Below are 15,162 nucleotides of genomic sequence, written 5' to 3'. Positions count from 1 at the left end.
TCGCCGTCGTACGGCGGCGGGCTCAGCCGGGCGTCGGTGTCCCCGGCACCGGCAGGCGGGCGCAGCGGCGGCAGGCGCGGGCCGTGCTCGCCACGGCGGCGTGGGAGGCGGCCGCGAGCGCGCCGGCGCAGGCGAGCAGGGGACCGTTCGCGGCGAGGGCGGACGCGGTGGCGAGCGCGAGGGTGGTGACCGCCATGGCGACGCCGGCGGTGGTGCCGGTCCAGGCGACCACGAGCGGCAGCCGGCGGGGTGGGGGCAGCCGGCGGGAGAGGCGGCCGGTGGCGGCCAGCGCCGCGGCGGCGAGCAGGGTGGCGACGATCGCGACGCCGGCCGCGTTCACCGCCAGCAGCTGCGCGGTGCGGGTGACCGGCCCGGCCGGGTCGTGGCCGGAGGTCCCCGCCACGTACCAGCAGGCGATCAGGAGGGGGGCGGTGAGCGCGACGGCCCGCGCGGTGTGCCGGGCCTGGGCGAGGGTCAGTTCCCGCTGGCAGCCGGGCACGAGCTCTTCGGCGGTCCCGAACTCCCGCAGCGCCTCGCGGACCGCGTCCCGATGGGGCAGGCCCCGGTCGAGCCGGGCGTCCACGGTGTCCGCGAGGCCGCCGCGGATCTCCTCGATCAGCCGGGCCTTGGCGCGGGGCGGTCCGTGCAGGGCGGCCGTCAGCTCCGCGACGTACGCCTCGACGGGGTCGGTCTCCCGGCCGTCGGCGCTCATGTGGTGAGCCCGGGGGCGGGGCTGGGGTTCAGGACCGATCCGATCGCGGCGGTGAACTCCCGCCATGCCGTGCGTTCGCCGGCCAGGGTCCGGCGGCCGGCGTCGGTCAGTTCGTAGCAGCGCCGGCGCCGTTCGCCGGAGGACTGCCAGCTGCTGCTCAGCAGACCGGTCCGTTCCAGCCGGTTCAGCGCCGGATAGATGGTGCCCGTGCGCAGTTCGAGCACGCCTCCGCTGCGCTGCTGCACCGCGGTGATGATCGCGTAGCCGTGCAGCGGGCCGGGTTCCAGCACCGCCAGCAGCAGTCCGTCCAGGTGCCCTCGCACCGCATCAGCCTTCATGGGTAGGCAGCCTACCCAAAAGATCAGTAGGCAGTGTATGTATTGGCAGCCAACATATTGAGCGCCGACTCGGAGGCCCACACCGTGACCAAGCTGCTGTTGTCCGTCCACGTCCTCGTGGCGATCCTCACGGTCGGGTCCATCACCGTGGCCGCCTCGATGTTCCCGCGCCACGCGTTGCGGGCCTGCGGCGGCGAGCGGCACGACGGCCGCCCCGAGGGGATCGGGACGGCCGTGCTCCTGCACCGGATCTGCTGCGCCTACGCCCTCGCCGGGGTCGCCGTGCCGGTCTTCGGAATCGCCACCGGCGCCCAGCTGGGCGTGCTGACGGATGCCTGGCTGATCGTGTCGCTGGTGCTGACCACGCTCGCCGCGGCCCTCCTCGGACTGGCGGTCCTGCCCGGCCAGCGACGGCTCCTCGCCCTGGCCGAGGGCGCGGCCGGCGAGGAGGAGGCGCGGCCCGTGGCGACCCGCCTGGCGATGCTCACCGGCCTCTTCAACGTCCTCTGGGCGGTCGTCGTCGTCCTGATGATCGTCCGGCCCGGCTCCACCACGAGCGCCTGAGGGCCTGCACCGAACCCGCCGAGCGAGGCCCCCGCCCGGCGGTCACGTGGCGGAAGCCGCCCCGAAGGTCCCGCCGAGCGTCGACCGGCCGCCGTCGGCGCCCGTCAGGACCACGCTGTACGAGTCCGCCGAGGTGTCCCGCACCCCTTCGGCGTGGTTGTACTGACCGGCGAAGGTGTGGGGCCCCGGCGGGACCGTTCGGCCCGGCTTGAGGGTCCAGCGGTAGACCAGGTCACGGCCCTCCGGGGCCACCGTCACCGTGAAGTCCTCGGCCGGTCGGGTCCGCCAGTGACCGGTGCTCACGACACCGGGGGTGCGGACGATCCGCAGTTCCACGGTGAGGCCGGTGACGGGCACGTCCGTCGTCACGGCGAGATCGCTCTGCGCCCACCAGCGGTTGCTGCCGGGGTCGACGGTACCGGTCGCCCGTGCGCCCGGGCCGGGGGCGGGCAGGGTGGCGGCGGGGCCGGCGGGCCGGTCGTCCAGCCGGGTCGCCGCGAGGCCGCCGAGCCCGACGACTGCGGCGACGGCCGCGGTCACGGCCACGACCGCCGTCCAGCGGCGGCCGGTCCGCGGACGCGCGGGCCGGGGCACACGCGTCGCCGGGGCGGGCGCGGCGAGGCCGCGTTCCACCCGGGCCAGCATGCGGGCGTGGTCGGGCCGGTGCGCGAGCGCCGCGTCCCGCAGCTCACGACGGAGCCGTGTCTCGTCCATCAGCGCCTTCCCGCGGCGAGTTCGGTGGCGGCCCGGGGGCCGAGCAACCGCTGGAGTTCGGCCATGCCCTTGGCCGTCTGGCTCTTGACCGTACCGACCGAGACCCCCAGGGCGAGGGCGGTGTCCCGCTCGGAGAGGTCGAAGGCGTGCCGGAGCACGACACAGGCACGCTTGCGGAAGGGCAGGGCGCGCAGGGCCGTGCGCACATCGATCACGGCGGGGACGTCCGGGTCCTCGGTGTGGTCGGGACGCCGGTCCCAGAAGGCGGCGATACGGCGCCGCTCGCGCACGGTGCCGCGGATCCGGGAGCGGACGAGGTTGGCGACGACGCCCCGGGCGTAGGCGGCGGGGTGGTCGGCGGCGCGGACCCGGTCCCAGCGGTGCCACAGGGCGAGCATGGCGTCGGCGGCGAGGTCGTCGGCGGCGTCGGTCTCGCCGGTCAGCAGGTGGGCGAGACGGGCGAGTTCGGCGTAGTGGCGCTCGAAGAAGGCCCGGAACTCCGTCGCGCTGTCGCCGTCAGCGTCCGCCGTGACCACGAGGGTCCTCCGTGGGCGCGTCGGGGGACGCCGGGCCGGCGGCCGGTCCCGTACTGGCGCGGGGGGTCAGCCGGGGCGCGATGAGCTCCGTACCCCGGGGCTCCTCCCCCGCGAGTCGCCGGACGACCCGTTCGACGGCCAGGCGGCCCATCTCCTGGGCGGGCACGGAGACCGCGGTGAGCGGTACGGAGGCGTGGACGGCGACCTGGTCGGGGCAGATGGCGACGACGGAGACGTCCTCGGGCACGGCGCGGCCCTGGTGGCGCAGGAGGGCGAGCAGCGGTTCGACGGCGGCCTCGTTCTGCACGACGAGGCCCGTGGTGCCGGGGCGCTCCTCGAAGACCCGGGTGACGGCGGCGGCGACGGCCGCGTAGGTGCCGTCGACGGGGCGGTGGAGCAGTCCGACGCCGTGGCGTTCGGCGGCGGCGCGCAGTCCGGTGAGGGTGCGGGCGGCGAAGCCCGTACCCCGCTCGTAGACGGCGGGGGGTTCGCCGAGGACGGCGACGCCGGTGTGGCCGAGTCCGGCGAGGTGCTCGACACAGCGCGCGCCGGCGGCCTCGAAGTCGAGGTCGACGCAGTCGAGTCCGGCGGTGCCTGCGGCGTCCGCGGTCTCGGTGGGAAGTCCGATGAGGACGGCGGGCCGTTCCGCCTCCCGCAGGCAGGGGAGGCGCGGGTCGTCGATCCCGACGTCCATGACGATCATGGCGTCGGCGACGGCGCTGCCCTCGACGCGCCGGACGGCCTCGGGGCCCTCCTCGCCGGTGAGCAGCAGCACGTCGTAGCCGTGGGAGCGGGCCGTGGTGGTGACGGCCATCGCGATCTCCATCATGACCGGCACGTAGAGGCCGGTGCGGAGCGGCATCATCAGGGCGAGGATGTCGGTGCGGCTGCTGGCGAGTGCGCGGGCGCCGGCGTGCGGCCGGTAGCCGAGGGTGTCGATGCTGTGCTGGATCCGCTCGCGTGTGGGGGCGGATATGGAGCGTTTGCCGCTGAGCACGTAGCTGACCGTGCTGGCCGACACCCCGGCGTGGCGGGCGACATCGGCGAGGGTGACCACGTGCGCGCTCCTCGGCAGTTCCCGGTGTTCCGGGCGAACGGTGCCCGTCGATGATTCGGACCCCGACCCTAAGCGGCCGCTCGTCGAGCTGTCCAGGCGGGCCGCGAAGAGTCCAAGGGTCCGGCGGCCGGGCGGGGTTGTGCGCGGGCGTCCCGCGCGATGGGATGAACACCGTACAGCAAGCGCTTTCCGCGTCGTCGGTCTCCCCTTCCCTTCCTCCCCGCTTGCCTCCCTCGCCGAGCCCCGCCCTCCGTCTCCCGCCCTCCGACAGGAGAAGCATGTCCGCCCTGCCCTGGTACGAAGACGTCTCCCCCGGCCGCGGCACGCTCCCGCCCCGCGCCTGGTACGCCCGCTCCGACGCCTCCGCCCTCTCCCTGAACGGCGACTGGGCCTTCCGGCTCTCCCCCACCGCCGACACCGAGGACGAGTCCTTCGCCGCCCCGGACTTCGACGCGAGCGGCTGGGGAACGGTCGCGGTACCGGGCCACTGGGTCCTCCAGGGCAAGGAGCACGGCGGCCCCGTCTACACCAACGTCCGCTACCCCTTCCCCGTCGACCCGCCGCGCGTCCCCACCGAGAACCCCACCGGCGACCATCTGCGCCGCTTCGACCTGCCGGCCGACTGGCCCGCGGAGGGCGGGGCGGTCCTCCGCCTCGACGGGGTCGAGTCCTGCGCCCGGGTCTGGCTCAACGGCACGGAACTCGGCGAGTTCAAGGGCTCCCGGCTCGCGCACGAGTTCACGGTCGGCCACCTCCTCGGGCCCCGGGACAACGTCCTCGCCCTCCGCGTCCACCAGTGGTCCTCCGGCTCCTATCTGGAGGACCAGGACCAGTGGTGGCTGCCCGGCGTCTTCCGCGACGTGACCCTGCTGCACCGGCCCGCGGGCGCCCCCGGCGACTTCTTCACACACGCTGCGTACGACCACGTCACCGGCGGCGGCACCCTGCGGGTGGAGTGCGACGTACCGGGCCGTGTGACCGTGCCCGAACTCGGCCTCGACCTCGCGACCGGCGAGTCGGTCACCGTGCCGGTCGAACCGTGGAGCGCCGAGGTCCCCCGTCTGTACGAGGGCGAGCTCACGACCGACGGAGAACGCGTCCCGCTGCGCATCGGCTTCCGGACGGTGGCCGTCGAGAACGGCGTCATGACGGTGAACGGCCGCCGGGTGCTCTTCCGGGGTGTGAACCGCCACGAGTTCCACCCGGTGCGCGGACGCAGCCTGGACCTCGCGACCATGCGGCAGGACGTCGAACTGATGAAGCGGCACAACATCAACGCCGTCCGCACCTCCCACTACCCGCCGCACCCGGCCTTCCTCGACCTCTGCGACGCCTACGGCCTCTGGGTGATCGACGAGGGCGACCTGGAGACCCACGGCTTCGAGGACCTGGCCTGGCAGGGCAATCCGGTCGACGACCCGCGCTGGACCCCGGCCCTGCTCGACCGGGCGGCCCGGCTGGTCGAACGGGACAAGAACCATCCGTCGGTCGTCATGTGGTCGCTGGGCAACGAGTGCGGCACCGGCACCGGACTGACCGCGACGGCCCGGTGGATCCGCGACCGGGACCCCTCCCGGCTCGTCCACTACGAGGGTGACAGGTCCTGCGCCGACACCGACGTCTACTCACGGATGTACCCGCCGCACGCCGAGGTCGACGAGATCGGCCGCCGGGCCGACGAGGGCCCCGAGCGACGGCGCGCACTCCCCCTCATCCTCTGCGAGTACGCGCACGCCATGGGCAACGGCCCCGGCGGACTCTCCGACTACCAGCGGCTCTTCGAGACGTACGAGCGCTGCCAGGGCGGCTTCGTCTGGGAGTGGATCGACCACGGCCTGGTCCACCCGGTCCACGGGTACGGCTACGGCGGCGACTTCGGGGAGGAGCTGCACGACGGGAACTTCGTCTGCGACGGGCTGCTGCTCCCCGACCGGACGCCGTCGCCCGGACTCCTGGAGTACAAGAAGGTCGTCGAGCCGGTCCGTATCGCCGACGGCGGAGCGGGCACCGTCCTGGTGACCAACGGCCATGACGTCGCCGACCTCTCGCACCTCGCCTTCACCTGGTACTTCCTGGCCGACGGGGAGACCCTCGCCACCGGCCCCCTGGAGGTGCCGGAACTGACCGCCGGCGCGAGCGCCCGCGTCGCGCTCCCCGTACCGCCCGAGCACGCCGCCGCGGCGGAGACCGTGTGGACGGTACGGGCGCTGCTCGCGGACGACACGGCCTGGGCGCCCGCCGGGCACGAGGTCGCCTGGGGGCAGATCCCGCACTCCGGGCCGGCCACCCCCGCGCCGCGCGCGGCGGCCGGTTCCGCCCGGCCGGTCCGCGAGACGGACCGGATCACGCTCGGCCCCGGCGTCCTCGACGCACGGACCGGCGCCCTGCTCGCCCTCGGCTCCCTCCCCGTCGCCGGCGGCGCTCGTCTCGACGTCTGGCGGGCGCCGACCGACAACGACGAGGGCGCGCCCTGGCAGCCCGACGAGCGCCACGGCCCGCTCTGGCGCGAGCTCGGCCTGCACCGGATGCGGCACCGGATCGACGAAGTCGCCCTGGAGGAAGAGGGGTTGACGGTGCGCACCCGGGTCGCCGCCGCCGCATCCGATCTCGGGCTGCGCACCACCTACCGCTGGACCTCGGACGGCACCGCGCTGCGGCTCGGGGTCGAGGTGGTTCCCGAGGGCGACTGGCGGGTGCCGCTGCCCCGGCTCGGGGTCCGCCTCGGGCTGCCCGCCGCCCTGGACCGCGCGGTCTGGTACGGCGCGGGGCCGGGCGAGGCGTACCCCGACACCCGGGCGGCCGCACGACTCGGCCGCTGGGAGGCCACGGTGGACGCGCTGGGGACCCCGTACCTGCGACCGCAGGAGAACGGGGCCCGGATCGACACCCGCTGGGTGGAGCTGACCTCGGGGACCGAGGGTGTACGGGTGGACGGCGAGCCGGTGTTCTCGTTCACCGCCCGCCGCTGGACCACCGAGCAGCTGGACGCGGCCGCCCACCCCACCGATCTGGTGCCCGGCGACACGCTGTGGCTGCACCTGGACCACGCCCAGCACGGCATCGGCTCCCAGTCCTGCGGGCCGGGAGTGCTTCCCGCCCACCGCCTGGACGCGGCACCGGCGTCGTTCGCCCTCACCTTCGGCCCGCCGGAAGCCTGAGGACCTTCGGCCGGGCGGAGCCCGAGGCCTTCCGGCCGGACGGCCTCACGCCTCCGGAACGCGCCGGAGCAGCCGCTTCGGCAGGATTCCCCGGGCCCGTAGTCCGGCCGCGACGAGGGCCGCGTACTCCGTGGCCCCCCGCACCGAGGTGTGGGTGTTGTCCCGCTTCTCCGTCGTCAGGTACAGCGCCTTGGACGCCTCGGGGCCCAGCTCCTCTACGCGCGCCCTGGTGAGGGCGGTGAGGTCGATCAGCGGGGTACCGAGGGTGCCCGCGAGGGCCCGGATCTCGGCCGGGTGGTCCACGCCGAGGCCGTTGACCAGCAGGGCCGTGCCGTTGTTCAGGGTGCCGTCGGAATTGAACCAGCGGCGGACGATCGGGGTGACGAGGACGGGCTCGCCGCGCCGGGCCCGTACCCGCTCGACCAGTGTGGTCAGATTCGCGCGGTAGGTGGCCGCGTCCGTCTGCTTGTCGTTGTGCGCGAGTTGGATCAGGACGGGGTCGCCGGGCCGGATCGCGGCCTCCACGCGGTCGAAGAGGGCCGGGTTCTCCAGGAAGGTGACGGTGCTCTCCCCGGAGTCGGCGTGGTTGGCGACCGCGATCCCCCGCCTCAGATGGGCGGGGAGCATCTGGCCCCAGCCGGTGTACGGGTCCCCCGGCTGGTCGCAGACGGTCGAGTCGCCGACGAGGAAGAGCCGGTGGGCGGCGCGGGCGGGGGTGACCCGCAGCGCGGTGACGCGGGGTGCGGAGCCGCCGAGCACCAGGTCGAGTCCGGGGCTGCCGGTGGGCCCGGTGGGCTCGCCCTCCGGATCGCGGACGTCCACGGTGAACGAGCGCCGGACACGCTGCCCGGCCCCGGTGACGGTCTCGGCGAGCAGCGACCGACGGGTCTCGCCCGTGACGGCGGTGGCCCCGGCCTCGTCACCACCGAGGACCACGGAGACCTCGTACGTGCCGGGTGGGACCTCGAAGCGGCAGACGAGGGCCGCGGTGTCGGGGGTGGTGGTGCAGTGGTCGAGCCCCTGGACGTAGGGCCCGTGGGACGGGGCGCCGTGGGCGGCCGGCGCGGCGGCGAGGGTGCTGAGCAGGGTCGCCACGGCGGCGAGGAGTGCGGTCCTTCTCATCGTGCTTCCTCCGGGGCTCACGCGGGCAGGTGGTCGCCGACGAGGGCGAGGTTCTGGATGGCGGCCAGGCCGTAGAGGGCCGTGGTGTTGGTGCTGATCCACAGGTGCTCGTAGCCCGGTTCGAGGGCGGCGGATCCCTGCACGGGGGTCTTGTCCCAGACCATGGCGGCGGTGTAGCCGTCGCTCCTGTCGAACCTGGCCCAGGCACGCTGGGCGAGCGCGGAGTCGTTCAACTGGGCGGCGGCGTAGGCGTCCTGGCGCGAGTGCCCCTGGAAGAGGAGGAGCGTGCCGAAGTTCTGGCCGTAGCGGGCGGCCTGCTCGGTCTTGGAGGCGTTGAACCAGCGGCAGTAGTCGAGCCAGGCCTCCTTGAACTTCGGCTGGTCGACGAGGTCGATGAGCTCGGCGCACATCTCGACCAGGCCGAACATGGCGGAGAGGTGCGAGACTCCGACGACGGGCTTGTCGGCGATCACGAAGCGGCCGGTGTCCAGGTCGTAGAGACCGGTCCCCTGGACGAAGCCGTTGGGCTGGGCGGCGATCGTCTCCATGGTGGAGCGCAGCCGGGCCTCGGCCTTGGCGGCCTTCGGGCCGCCGCGCTCCCACTCGGTGAGCCAGGCCGCCGCGAGACCGCTCCAGTCGGTGCCGAAACCGATGGAGAGGGCGTGCCGGTCGGGGGTGTAGGGCTCGGTGCGGATCTTCCGGATGGGGTCGAGGGCGAGGAACGTCTCGTCGGAGTCGACCAGGTCGTGCATCAGGTCGCCGACACGTTCGTCGGCGGTGAGGAAGTAGTAGGGGCGCCGGTAGACGGCGGTGGAGATGCGCTGCTGCTTGGCGCTGTCGGCGAAGTGCTGGACGCCGTGGCGGGTGCCGAGGCCGGCCCACGTACCGAGGTGGTACACGTCGACCTCTCCGGTGTGACGGGTCATGGCCTCGGCGAAGCGGAAGATGTCGGAGCGGCCGGAGCGGAGGTACGCGTACCAGAGCCACAGGTCGGGCGAGAGTTCGGAGTTGTCCCAGGCGTAGCCCCCGATGTCGTACCGCCACTGGTGCCGGTCCTCGTCGTAGGTGTGCATGATGTCGCCGTAGTCCCAGAAGCCGTACCAACGGCGCTGCTCCGCCTGGTCCTTGTAGTAGGTGAAGAGGTAGTCGAGGCGGTCCTCGATCCTCGCCCTGGCGGGGGTGGAGCGGTCGACGGGCGAGAAGAGCCCGCCGAACACCCGGGCACGGACGAGGTCCTCGGGGGCGGCGGCGAGCTGGGGCGGGGTGCGGACGGCGGCGGCCTGGGCGACGAGCGCCGAGGCGGTGGGGGTGGCGGCGTTGGCCCAGAACATCAGCTCGCTGGTACGGGCGATGCCGTAGGGGGTGCCGAAGCCGGGCTCGTGGTCCTCGTAGGTGATGTTGAGGCCTTCGAGCTGCTCGGGGAAGGTGTCCTGGCCCATGCCGTCGTGGTAGAAGCGCAGGTCCATGGGCTGGGCCTCGGGCGACCAGAGCCAGAGGGTGACCTCCGCGGCGTCTCCGGCGGCGCCCCTGATGTCCAGCTGGGCGGGGTGCTTCTGCCAGAAGTCCCGCAGACCGAAGGAGAGTCCACCGCTCACACCGCCGACGTAGCCGAAGCCGCTCGCGCGACGGCCGCCGCCGGCGGGGATCCAGCCGTGTCCCTCCTTGGTCCGCTTGCGGAGGGCGAAGCCGTCCGCGGACAGCTGGGCGAGGGTGTAGTCGCCCCAGGTGGGGACGTACCGCATACGGGTGGTGACGCGCTGGTCCCAGGTGGCGGGGTCGGGCAGCTTCTCCCCCTTGACCTGGGCCGTGCGGACGGCGGCGCCGGGGTCTCGGCGCAGGCCGGTGACGCCCTGGACGGCCTCGGTGAGGAATCCGGCGCCCTCGCCGGCGATCCGGACGTGCCGGTCGTAGGCGGCGTCCCGCATGGGGACGGTGAAGCGGACGCCGAGGCCGCGGATGAAGTCCTTGTTCTGGTCGCCGTCGTAGGTGATCGTGTGGACCATGCGGAAGGACTCGGAGCCCGCGTAGAAGTAGAGGCGCACGGAGAACGGAAGCCAACTCCGGCTGCCCTTGCGGTGCTTGCCGTCGATTCGGACGACGGCCCGGACGGGGCCGCTCTGCTCGACGACGGCGCCGGAGATCTCACCGTCGAACCGGTCCCACTTGGCGTTGCCGTGGTCGCCGTCGTCGAGGTCGCTCTGGCGGAGCAGGACGAGCCGGCCGTCGGTGGCGATCTTCACGCCGTCGCGGGTGACGGACTCGACGAGCTTCCCGCCGCCCTTGGAGACGACGGCCCGGACGGTTCCGGTGTCGACGGTGATCCGGCGGTCGGTCTCGGTGACGGAGACCGTCTTCGCGGCGGTGGCGGGGGTTCCCGGGGCGAGAGTGAAGCGCTCGGCTCCGGCGGCCTCGGGTCCGACGGCGTGCGCGGTCCACTTGAGGGAGCCGTCGGGCCAGCGGGCGGTGGTCCAGGTCTGCACCGGGACCTTCGCGCCGTCTTCGGTGGTGAGCGCGAAGGCCCGGTCGCCGGGGTGGACACCCTTGGGCCAGGCGACGCCGAAGGTCGATCCGGCGGCGGCGCCGAGCCCGCCGGGCTCCAGCCAGGTGATGGTGGCAGGCCGGTCGGCCGCCGGGGTCTCGGCGGGGGCGGCGGCCCTGGCCTCCCCGCGTCCGAGCGCCCAGCTGAACTGTGCGGCCGCCCCGGCCACGGCGGCGGCCTTGAGGAGGGAGCGACGAGGAATCGAGGACACGAGAACTCCTTTCATGGGCATGCGCGGGCATGCCCGCGGAAGCGGGAGGTGCGGGAGGTTCCGGGGGGCGAGAGGTGCCGGGACGAGAGGTGCCGGGGACGGAGCGTCCCGGGTCCGGCCGATGGCCGGAATCCAGGCCTGGCCCAGGAGCCCGGAAGGGCTCCACCGATGGTCGGGTGCGCGGTCCCGGCCGGGCCACGGTCCGGCCGTCAGGCCCGGGCCGACCGGCAGGCCGTGCCCCCGGGTCCGTGGATCAGGCGTGCGCCGGAGCCGTCCGGCGGCGTTCCGCCGCCAGGGCCGAGGCGACGAGGATGCCGAGGGCCGGCAGGGCCAGGGGGGCGGAGAACCAGGCCGACGCGGCGATCACCGCCAGGCCGCAGACGACGAGGAGGGAGCCCGCCGGGTCGCGCAGCGCACGGCGGGCGGCGGGGCCCAGCAGGTCCCGCCAGCGCAGGTCCGGGCGCCAGGCCGTGGCCGCCCGCAGCAGGGTGACCGTCAGCCAGAGCGCCACCAGGATCGCGAGGGCGCCCGCCGTCCGCCCGCCGGGCACGGGCAGCGCCCGTACGAACGCGAGGTCGGCGGCCACCAGGGCGAGCACGGCCCCGTAGCCGAGACCCGTCGACCAGCCCCCGCCCCGCAGGGCCGCGCGCAGATCGGCGGAGAAGAACCGCAGTCCGGCCTCCTCGCCGCCGGTCCAGCGCCGCAGATGCGCGGCGCCGGCCGCGAGCGCCGCCGGAAGGGTGACGAGGGGCACCGCGGCGACGGCGATCCACACCCCGACGAGCAGCGCCTCGGCGAAGACCGCGAATCGGGCGAGGAAGCGCGCCCTGGTCCCGCCTCCCGCTCGGGTACCGCTGTCCGCACTCATCGACGGCACCGCCCCTCAGCCCTTGAGGCCGGACGTGGCCATGCCGTCGATGAGGTACCGCTGGAAGGCGAGGAAGAACGCGACCACCGGAAGCAGCGCCACCAGCGACATCGCGATCATGCCGCCGTAGTTGGCGACGCCGTCCTGGTCGACGAACATCTTGAGGCCGAGCGAGACCGTGTACTTCTCGGGTTCGTTGAGGTAGATCAGCGGACCCATGAAGTCGTTCCACGCGTTGATGAAGGTGAAGATCGCGCTGGTGATGAGAGCGGGGCGGCACAGTGGCAGCACGATCGACCAGTACGTCCGCAGGTGCCCGCAGCCGTCGAGGCGCGCCGCCTCGTCGAGTTCCTTCGGCAGCCCGCGCATGAACTGGAGCATCAGGAAGACGAAGAAGGCGTCCGTGGCGAGGTACTTGCCGAGCAGCAACGGCGTGTAGGTGTTGATGAGTTCGAGCTTCTGGAACAGCACGTACTGCGGGATGAGCAGGACGTGGTACGGCAGCAGCAGCGTGCCGATCATGGCGGCGAAGAGCACTCCGCGTCCGGCGAAGCGGACCTTGGCGAAGGCGTAGGCCGCCAGGGAGCTGGACAGCACCACGCCGATCACCGAACCGACGGCGAGGAAGAGGGAGTTGCCGAAGAAGGTGCTGATGGGGATGTCGGCGATGCCGTCGGCGAGACGCCGGTAGTTGTCGGTGATGGGGTCGGTGGGGAAGAGCGTCAGGCTGCCGACGATCTCGTCGTTCGGTTTGAAGGAGCCGCCGACGACCCACACCACGGGGTAGAGGATGACGGCGAGGACGGCGAGGGCGCCGAGGTGCCAGAGCACCGAGCCGGCCGTCCGCGTCCTCGCGGGACGCGTGGCTGTGCGTACGAGGCTCATCGGGCCCCCTCCTCGTAGTGCACCCAGCGCTTCTGGGACCAGAAAAGGAACGCCGTGACCAGGGCGACGGCGAGCAGCAGCATCCAGGCCATCGCCGAGGCGAGGCCCATCCGGCTGTTCTCGAAGCCCTGGATGTAGAGGTAGCAGGTGTAGACGAGCGTGCCGTCGGCCGGTCCGCAGGCGTTGCCCTGGCTGCCGATGATGTAGGCGGACCCGAAGATCTGGAAGGAGTGGATGGTCTCCAGGAGCACGTTGAAGAAGAGGACCGGGGAGATCATCGGCAGGGTGATGCTCCAGAACCTCCGCCACGGGCCCGCGCCGTCGACCTCCGCCGCCTCGTACAGCTCGCGGGGCACCTGCTTGAGTCCGGCGAGGAAGATGACCATCGGGGCGCCGAACTGCCAGACGGTCAGCGCGACGAGGCTGTAGATGATCCGGTCGGGGTCGCCGATCCAGCCGCCGGCCTCCATGCCGAGGAGTTGCTGCCCGCGGTCGATCGCGGCGCCGTCGGAGAACAGCGCCCGCCAGACGATGGCGATGGAGACACTGGCGCCGACGAGCGAGGGCGCGTAGAACGCGGCCCGGTAGAAGCCCTGTCCGCGTCGGCTCTGGTTGAGCAGCAGGGCCACGCCGAGTGCCGCCGCCAGTTTGAGCGGGGTGCCGATCACCACGTACCAGCCGGTCACCTCGACGGAGGTGCGCCAGCGGGGGTCGCCGAACATCTCGGTGAAGTTGTCGAGGCCGATCCACTGGGGGGCGTCGAAGAGGTTGTAGTCGGTGAAGGCGAAGTAGAGCGAGGCGACCATGGGCCCCGCGGTGAGCAGGAGGAAGCCGGCGATCCAGGGGGACATGAAGAGGTAGCCGGCGAGGTTCTCGCGGCGGGCCCGGCCGCGCGGGCCGGCGGGGCCGGGGGTCCGGAGCGGGTGTCCCCCGCCGGACGTGGCGTCCGCGGGTGCGGTCGCCACGTCCGGCCGGGTCACCGGCGCGGGGTTGGGTGCGGAGGTCACGGCGGCGTCCATCAGGAGGTGAGCGCCGTCTTCGCCTCGGTGAAGAACTGCTTCACCGCGTCGGCGACGGGCCGCGTGCCCAGGGACATCTCCTCGCCGAGCCGCAGGAAGGCGGCTTCGGTGACGTCGGCGCCGGCCGGGTGGGGCGTGATCGGCTCCAGGAGGCGCGATTCCACGAGCTGCTTCTCGTACGCGGCGATCTGCCTGCCGACCTCGTCGGTCGGCACGTAGGCCTCGTACTGGGCGGTGGTGGCGGGGACTCCTCGGTCGTAGCCCATGATCTTCCCGACCTCGGGGTCGTGGACCATGAAGTCGATGAACTGGGCGACTTCCTTGGGGTGCTTGGTGCGGCGGGAGCCGCTGAGCATGAGTGAGCCGAGGTACTGGCCGGTCCTGCGGCCGTCCGTGGTCGGGATGGGGGCGAGACCGTACTGGCTCTTGCCCTCGGAGGCGTAGCGGACGGTGAAGTTGTCCCAGGTGAACTCGCAGGCGGCGAGTTCGGCGGTGACGGCCGACTTGGGCTTGGCCTGGATCGTCTTCTTCGGGTCGGCGTAGACGCCCGATGTGACGCCGGCGTACGCCTTGGTCCACCAGTCCGTCAGGTCGGCCTCGGTGAAGCCGAGTCCGGAGGCGGTGAAGAAGGCCTTGCCGTGCTGGCGCAGGTAGAGGTCGTAGAGGTACATGATCCCGTAGGGGCCCGCGTCGCCGGCGCGTCCCTGGGTGTCGCGGATCTTGGCGAGGGCGGCGTGGTATTCGTCCCAGGTCCAGCCGGTCTTCGGGTTGACGCCGGCCTTGCCGAAGACGGTCCGGTCGACGACGAGGGCCATCGAGTTGCTGCCGACGGGTACGCCGAGGAGCTTGCCGTCCACCTCGCCGAACTTCTCCAGACCGGCCCGGAAGCCGTCGAGGCGGAGGTTGCCCTGCTGGGCCTGCTCGCGCAGGTCGAGCAGGACGTTCTTCGCGTCGTACTTGCGCAGGAAGCCGATGGCGTTCTGGAAGACGTCGGGCGCGTTGCCGCCCGAGGCCTGGGTGTTGAACTTCTTCCAGAAGTCGGCGTAGGGCTGGAAGTCGGTCTTGACCTTGATCTTCGGGTACTTCTTCTCGAAGAGCGCGATCGTCCGGTTGATCCGCTTGGCCCGGTCGTCGGAGCCCCACCAGGCGTACCGGATGGTGACGGTGCCGTCCCCGGAGCCGGAGCCGGTGCCGCATCCCGCGGCGGTCAGGCCGAGTGCCGCCAGTGACCCGCCCGCGAACTTCAGCAGATTCCGACGGTCGACAGTGCTTTGAGTACGCACAGTTCGTCCTCCCGCGCGTGTAATTAGAACGTTTCAGGAAAGCGCTTGCTGGGACAAAGTAGGTGGGCTCGCCAGCCACGTCAACGCTTCGGACAGGATCTTTCGAAGCGCTTCGAGGGTGGACCGGGCAACCGAGGTGAAAGGATTCAACATCGG

The 15,162-nt window shown here is 72.8% G+C and carries 13 protein-coding genes; 2 read left to right on the top strand and 11 right to left on the bottom strand.

The annotated features are described in order from the left end of the window. Positions 1–22: 22 nt before the first annotated feature. Together ACH4MY_RS26585 and ACH4MY_RS26580 are read right to left on the bottom strand one after the other, a co-directional pair. The gene (locus tag ACH4MY_RS26585; RefSeq protein ID WP_398006233.1) at positions 23–712 is read right to left on the bottom strand and encodes a permease prefix domain 1-containing protein; all 690 of its coding nucleotides are present in this window, start codon (positions 710–712) and stop codon (positions 23–25) included. Next, positions 709–1,050 carry a PadR family transcriptional regulator gene (locus ACH4MY_RS26580; RefSeq protein WP_398006232.1) on the bottom strand — a complete coding sequence of 114 codons (342 nt, stop codon included), beginning with the start codon at positions 1,048–1,050 and terminating at the stop codon, positions 709–711. Before ACH4MY_RS26580 ends, ACH4MY_RS26585 begins: the two co-directional genes overlap by 4 nt. A gap of 84 nt (positions 1,051–1,134) precedes the next feature. Here ACH4MY_RS26580 and ACH4MY_RS26575 point away from each other — a divergent pair, with 84 nt between their 5' ends. Further along, positions 1,135–1,614 carry a hypothetical protein gene (locus ACH4MY_RS26575; protein ID WP_398006311.1) on the top strand — a complete coding sequence of 160 codons (480 nt, stop codon included), beginning with the start codon at positions 1,135–1,137 and terminating at the stop codon, positions 1,612–1,614. 42 nt (positions 1,615–1,656) lie between these two features. Here the strand turns inward: ACH4MY_RS26575 and ACH4MY_RS26570 are convergent, their stop codons facing one another. From ACH4MY_RS26570 to ACH4MY_RS26560, 3 genes are read right to left on the bottom strand one after another with little or no spacing between them, the layout of a single operon-like run. Further along, on the bottom strand, positions 1,657–2,328 hold the full coding sequence (locus ACH4MY_RS26570; protein ID WP_398006231.1) for a hypothetical protein: 672 nt from the start codon (positions 2,326–2,328) through the stop codon (positions 1,657–1,659). Next, a complete protein-coding gene (locus ACH4MY_RS26565) occupies positions 2,328–2,864 on the bottom strand; it encodes a SigE family RNA polymerase sigma factor (protein ID WP_398006230.1) in 537 nt (178 codons plus the stop codon). Before ACH4MY_RS26565 ends, ACH4MY_RS26570 begins: the two co-directional genes overlap by 1 nt. Next, entirely contained in the window at positions 2,845–3,921 is a 1,077-nt protein-coding gene (locus tag ACH4MY_RS26560) for a LacI family DNA-binding transcriptional regulator (protein ID WP_398006229.1), read from the bottom strand. Before ACH4MY_RS26560 ends, ACH4MY_RS26565 begins: the two co-directional genes overlap by 20 nt. A 278-nt stretch (positions 3,922–4,199) precedes the next feature. Between ACH4MY_RS26560 and ACH4MY_RS26555 the strand changes: the two genes are divergently transcribed. Then, a complete protein-coding gene (locus tag ACH4MY_RS26555) occupies positions 4,200–7,079 on the top strand; it encodes a glycoside hydrolase family 2 TIM barrel-domain containing protein (protein WP_398006228.1) in 2,880 nt (959 codons plus the stop codon). Positions 7,080–7,124: 45 nt separating this feature from the next. Here the strand turns inward: ACH4MY_RS26555 and ACH4MY_RS26550 are convergent, their stop codons facing one another. From ACH4MY_RS26550 to ACH4MY_RS26525, 6 genes are all read right to left on the bottom strand, one after another. Beyond that, entirely contained in the window at positions 7,125–8,201 is a 1,077-nt protein-coding gene (locus ACH4MY_RS26550) for a rhamnogalacturonan acetylesterase (protein WP_398006227.1), read from the bottom strand. A 17-nt stretch (positions 8,202–8,218) separates the two neighbouring features. Continuing rightward, positions 8,219–10,951, bottom strand: a complete 2,733-nt coding sequence (locus ACH4MY_RS26545) for a Tat pathway signal sequence domain protein (RefSeq protein ID WP_398006226.1) — start codon at positions 10,949–10,951, stop codon at positions 8,219–8,221. A gap of 253 nt (positions 10,952–11,204) precedes the next feature. Next, a complete protein-coding gene (locus ACH4MY_RS26540; RefSeq protein WP_398006225.1) occupies positions 11,205–11,819 on the bottom strand; it encodes a hypothetical protein in 615 nt (204 codons plus the stop codon). A gap of 15 nt (positions 11,820–11,834) precedes the next feature. Continuing rightward, positions 11,835–12,704, bottom strand: a complete 870-nt coding sequence (locus tag ACH4MY_RS26535) for a carbohydrate ABC transporter permease (RefSeq protein WP_398006224.1) — start codon at positions 12,702–12,704, stop codon at positions 11,835–11,837. After that, entirely contained in the window at positions 12,701–13,723 is a 1,023-nt protein-coding gene (locus tag ACH4MY_RS26530; RefSeq protein ID WP_398006223.1) for a carbohydrate ABC transporter permease, read from the bottom strand. Before ACH4MY_RS26530 ends, ACH4MY_RS26535 begins: the two co-directional genes overlap by 4 nt. Further along, a complete protein-coding gene (locus ACH4MY_RS26525; RefSeq protein WP_398006222.1) occupies positions 13,723–15,006 on the bottom strand; it encodes an ABC transporter substrate-binding protein in 1,284 nt (427 codons plus the stop codon). Before ACH4MY_RS26525 ends, ACH4MY_RS26530 begins: the two co-directional genes overlap by 1 nt. Between the last annotated feature and the right edge of the window lie 156 nt (positions 15,007–15,162).

It is taken from the genome of Streptomyces sp. NPDC017246, from assembly GCF_044331325.1.
Classification (GTDB): domain Bacteria; phylum Actinomycetota; class Actinomycetes; order Streptomycetales; family Streptomycetaceae; genus Streptomyces.
Note: the sequence above shows the minus strand (reverse complement) of the source record. Positions and strands in the feature narration are given on the sequence as shown.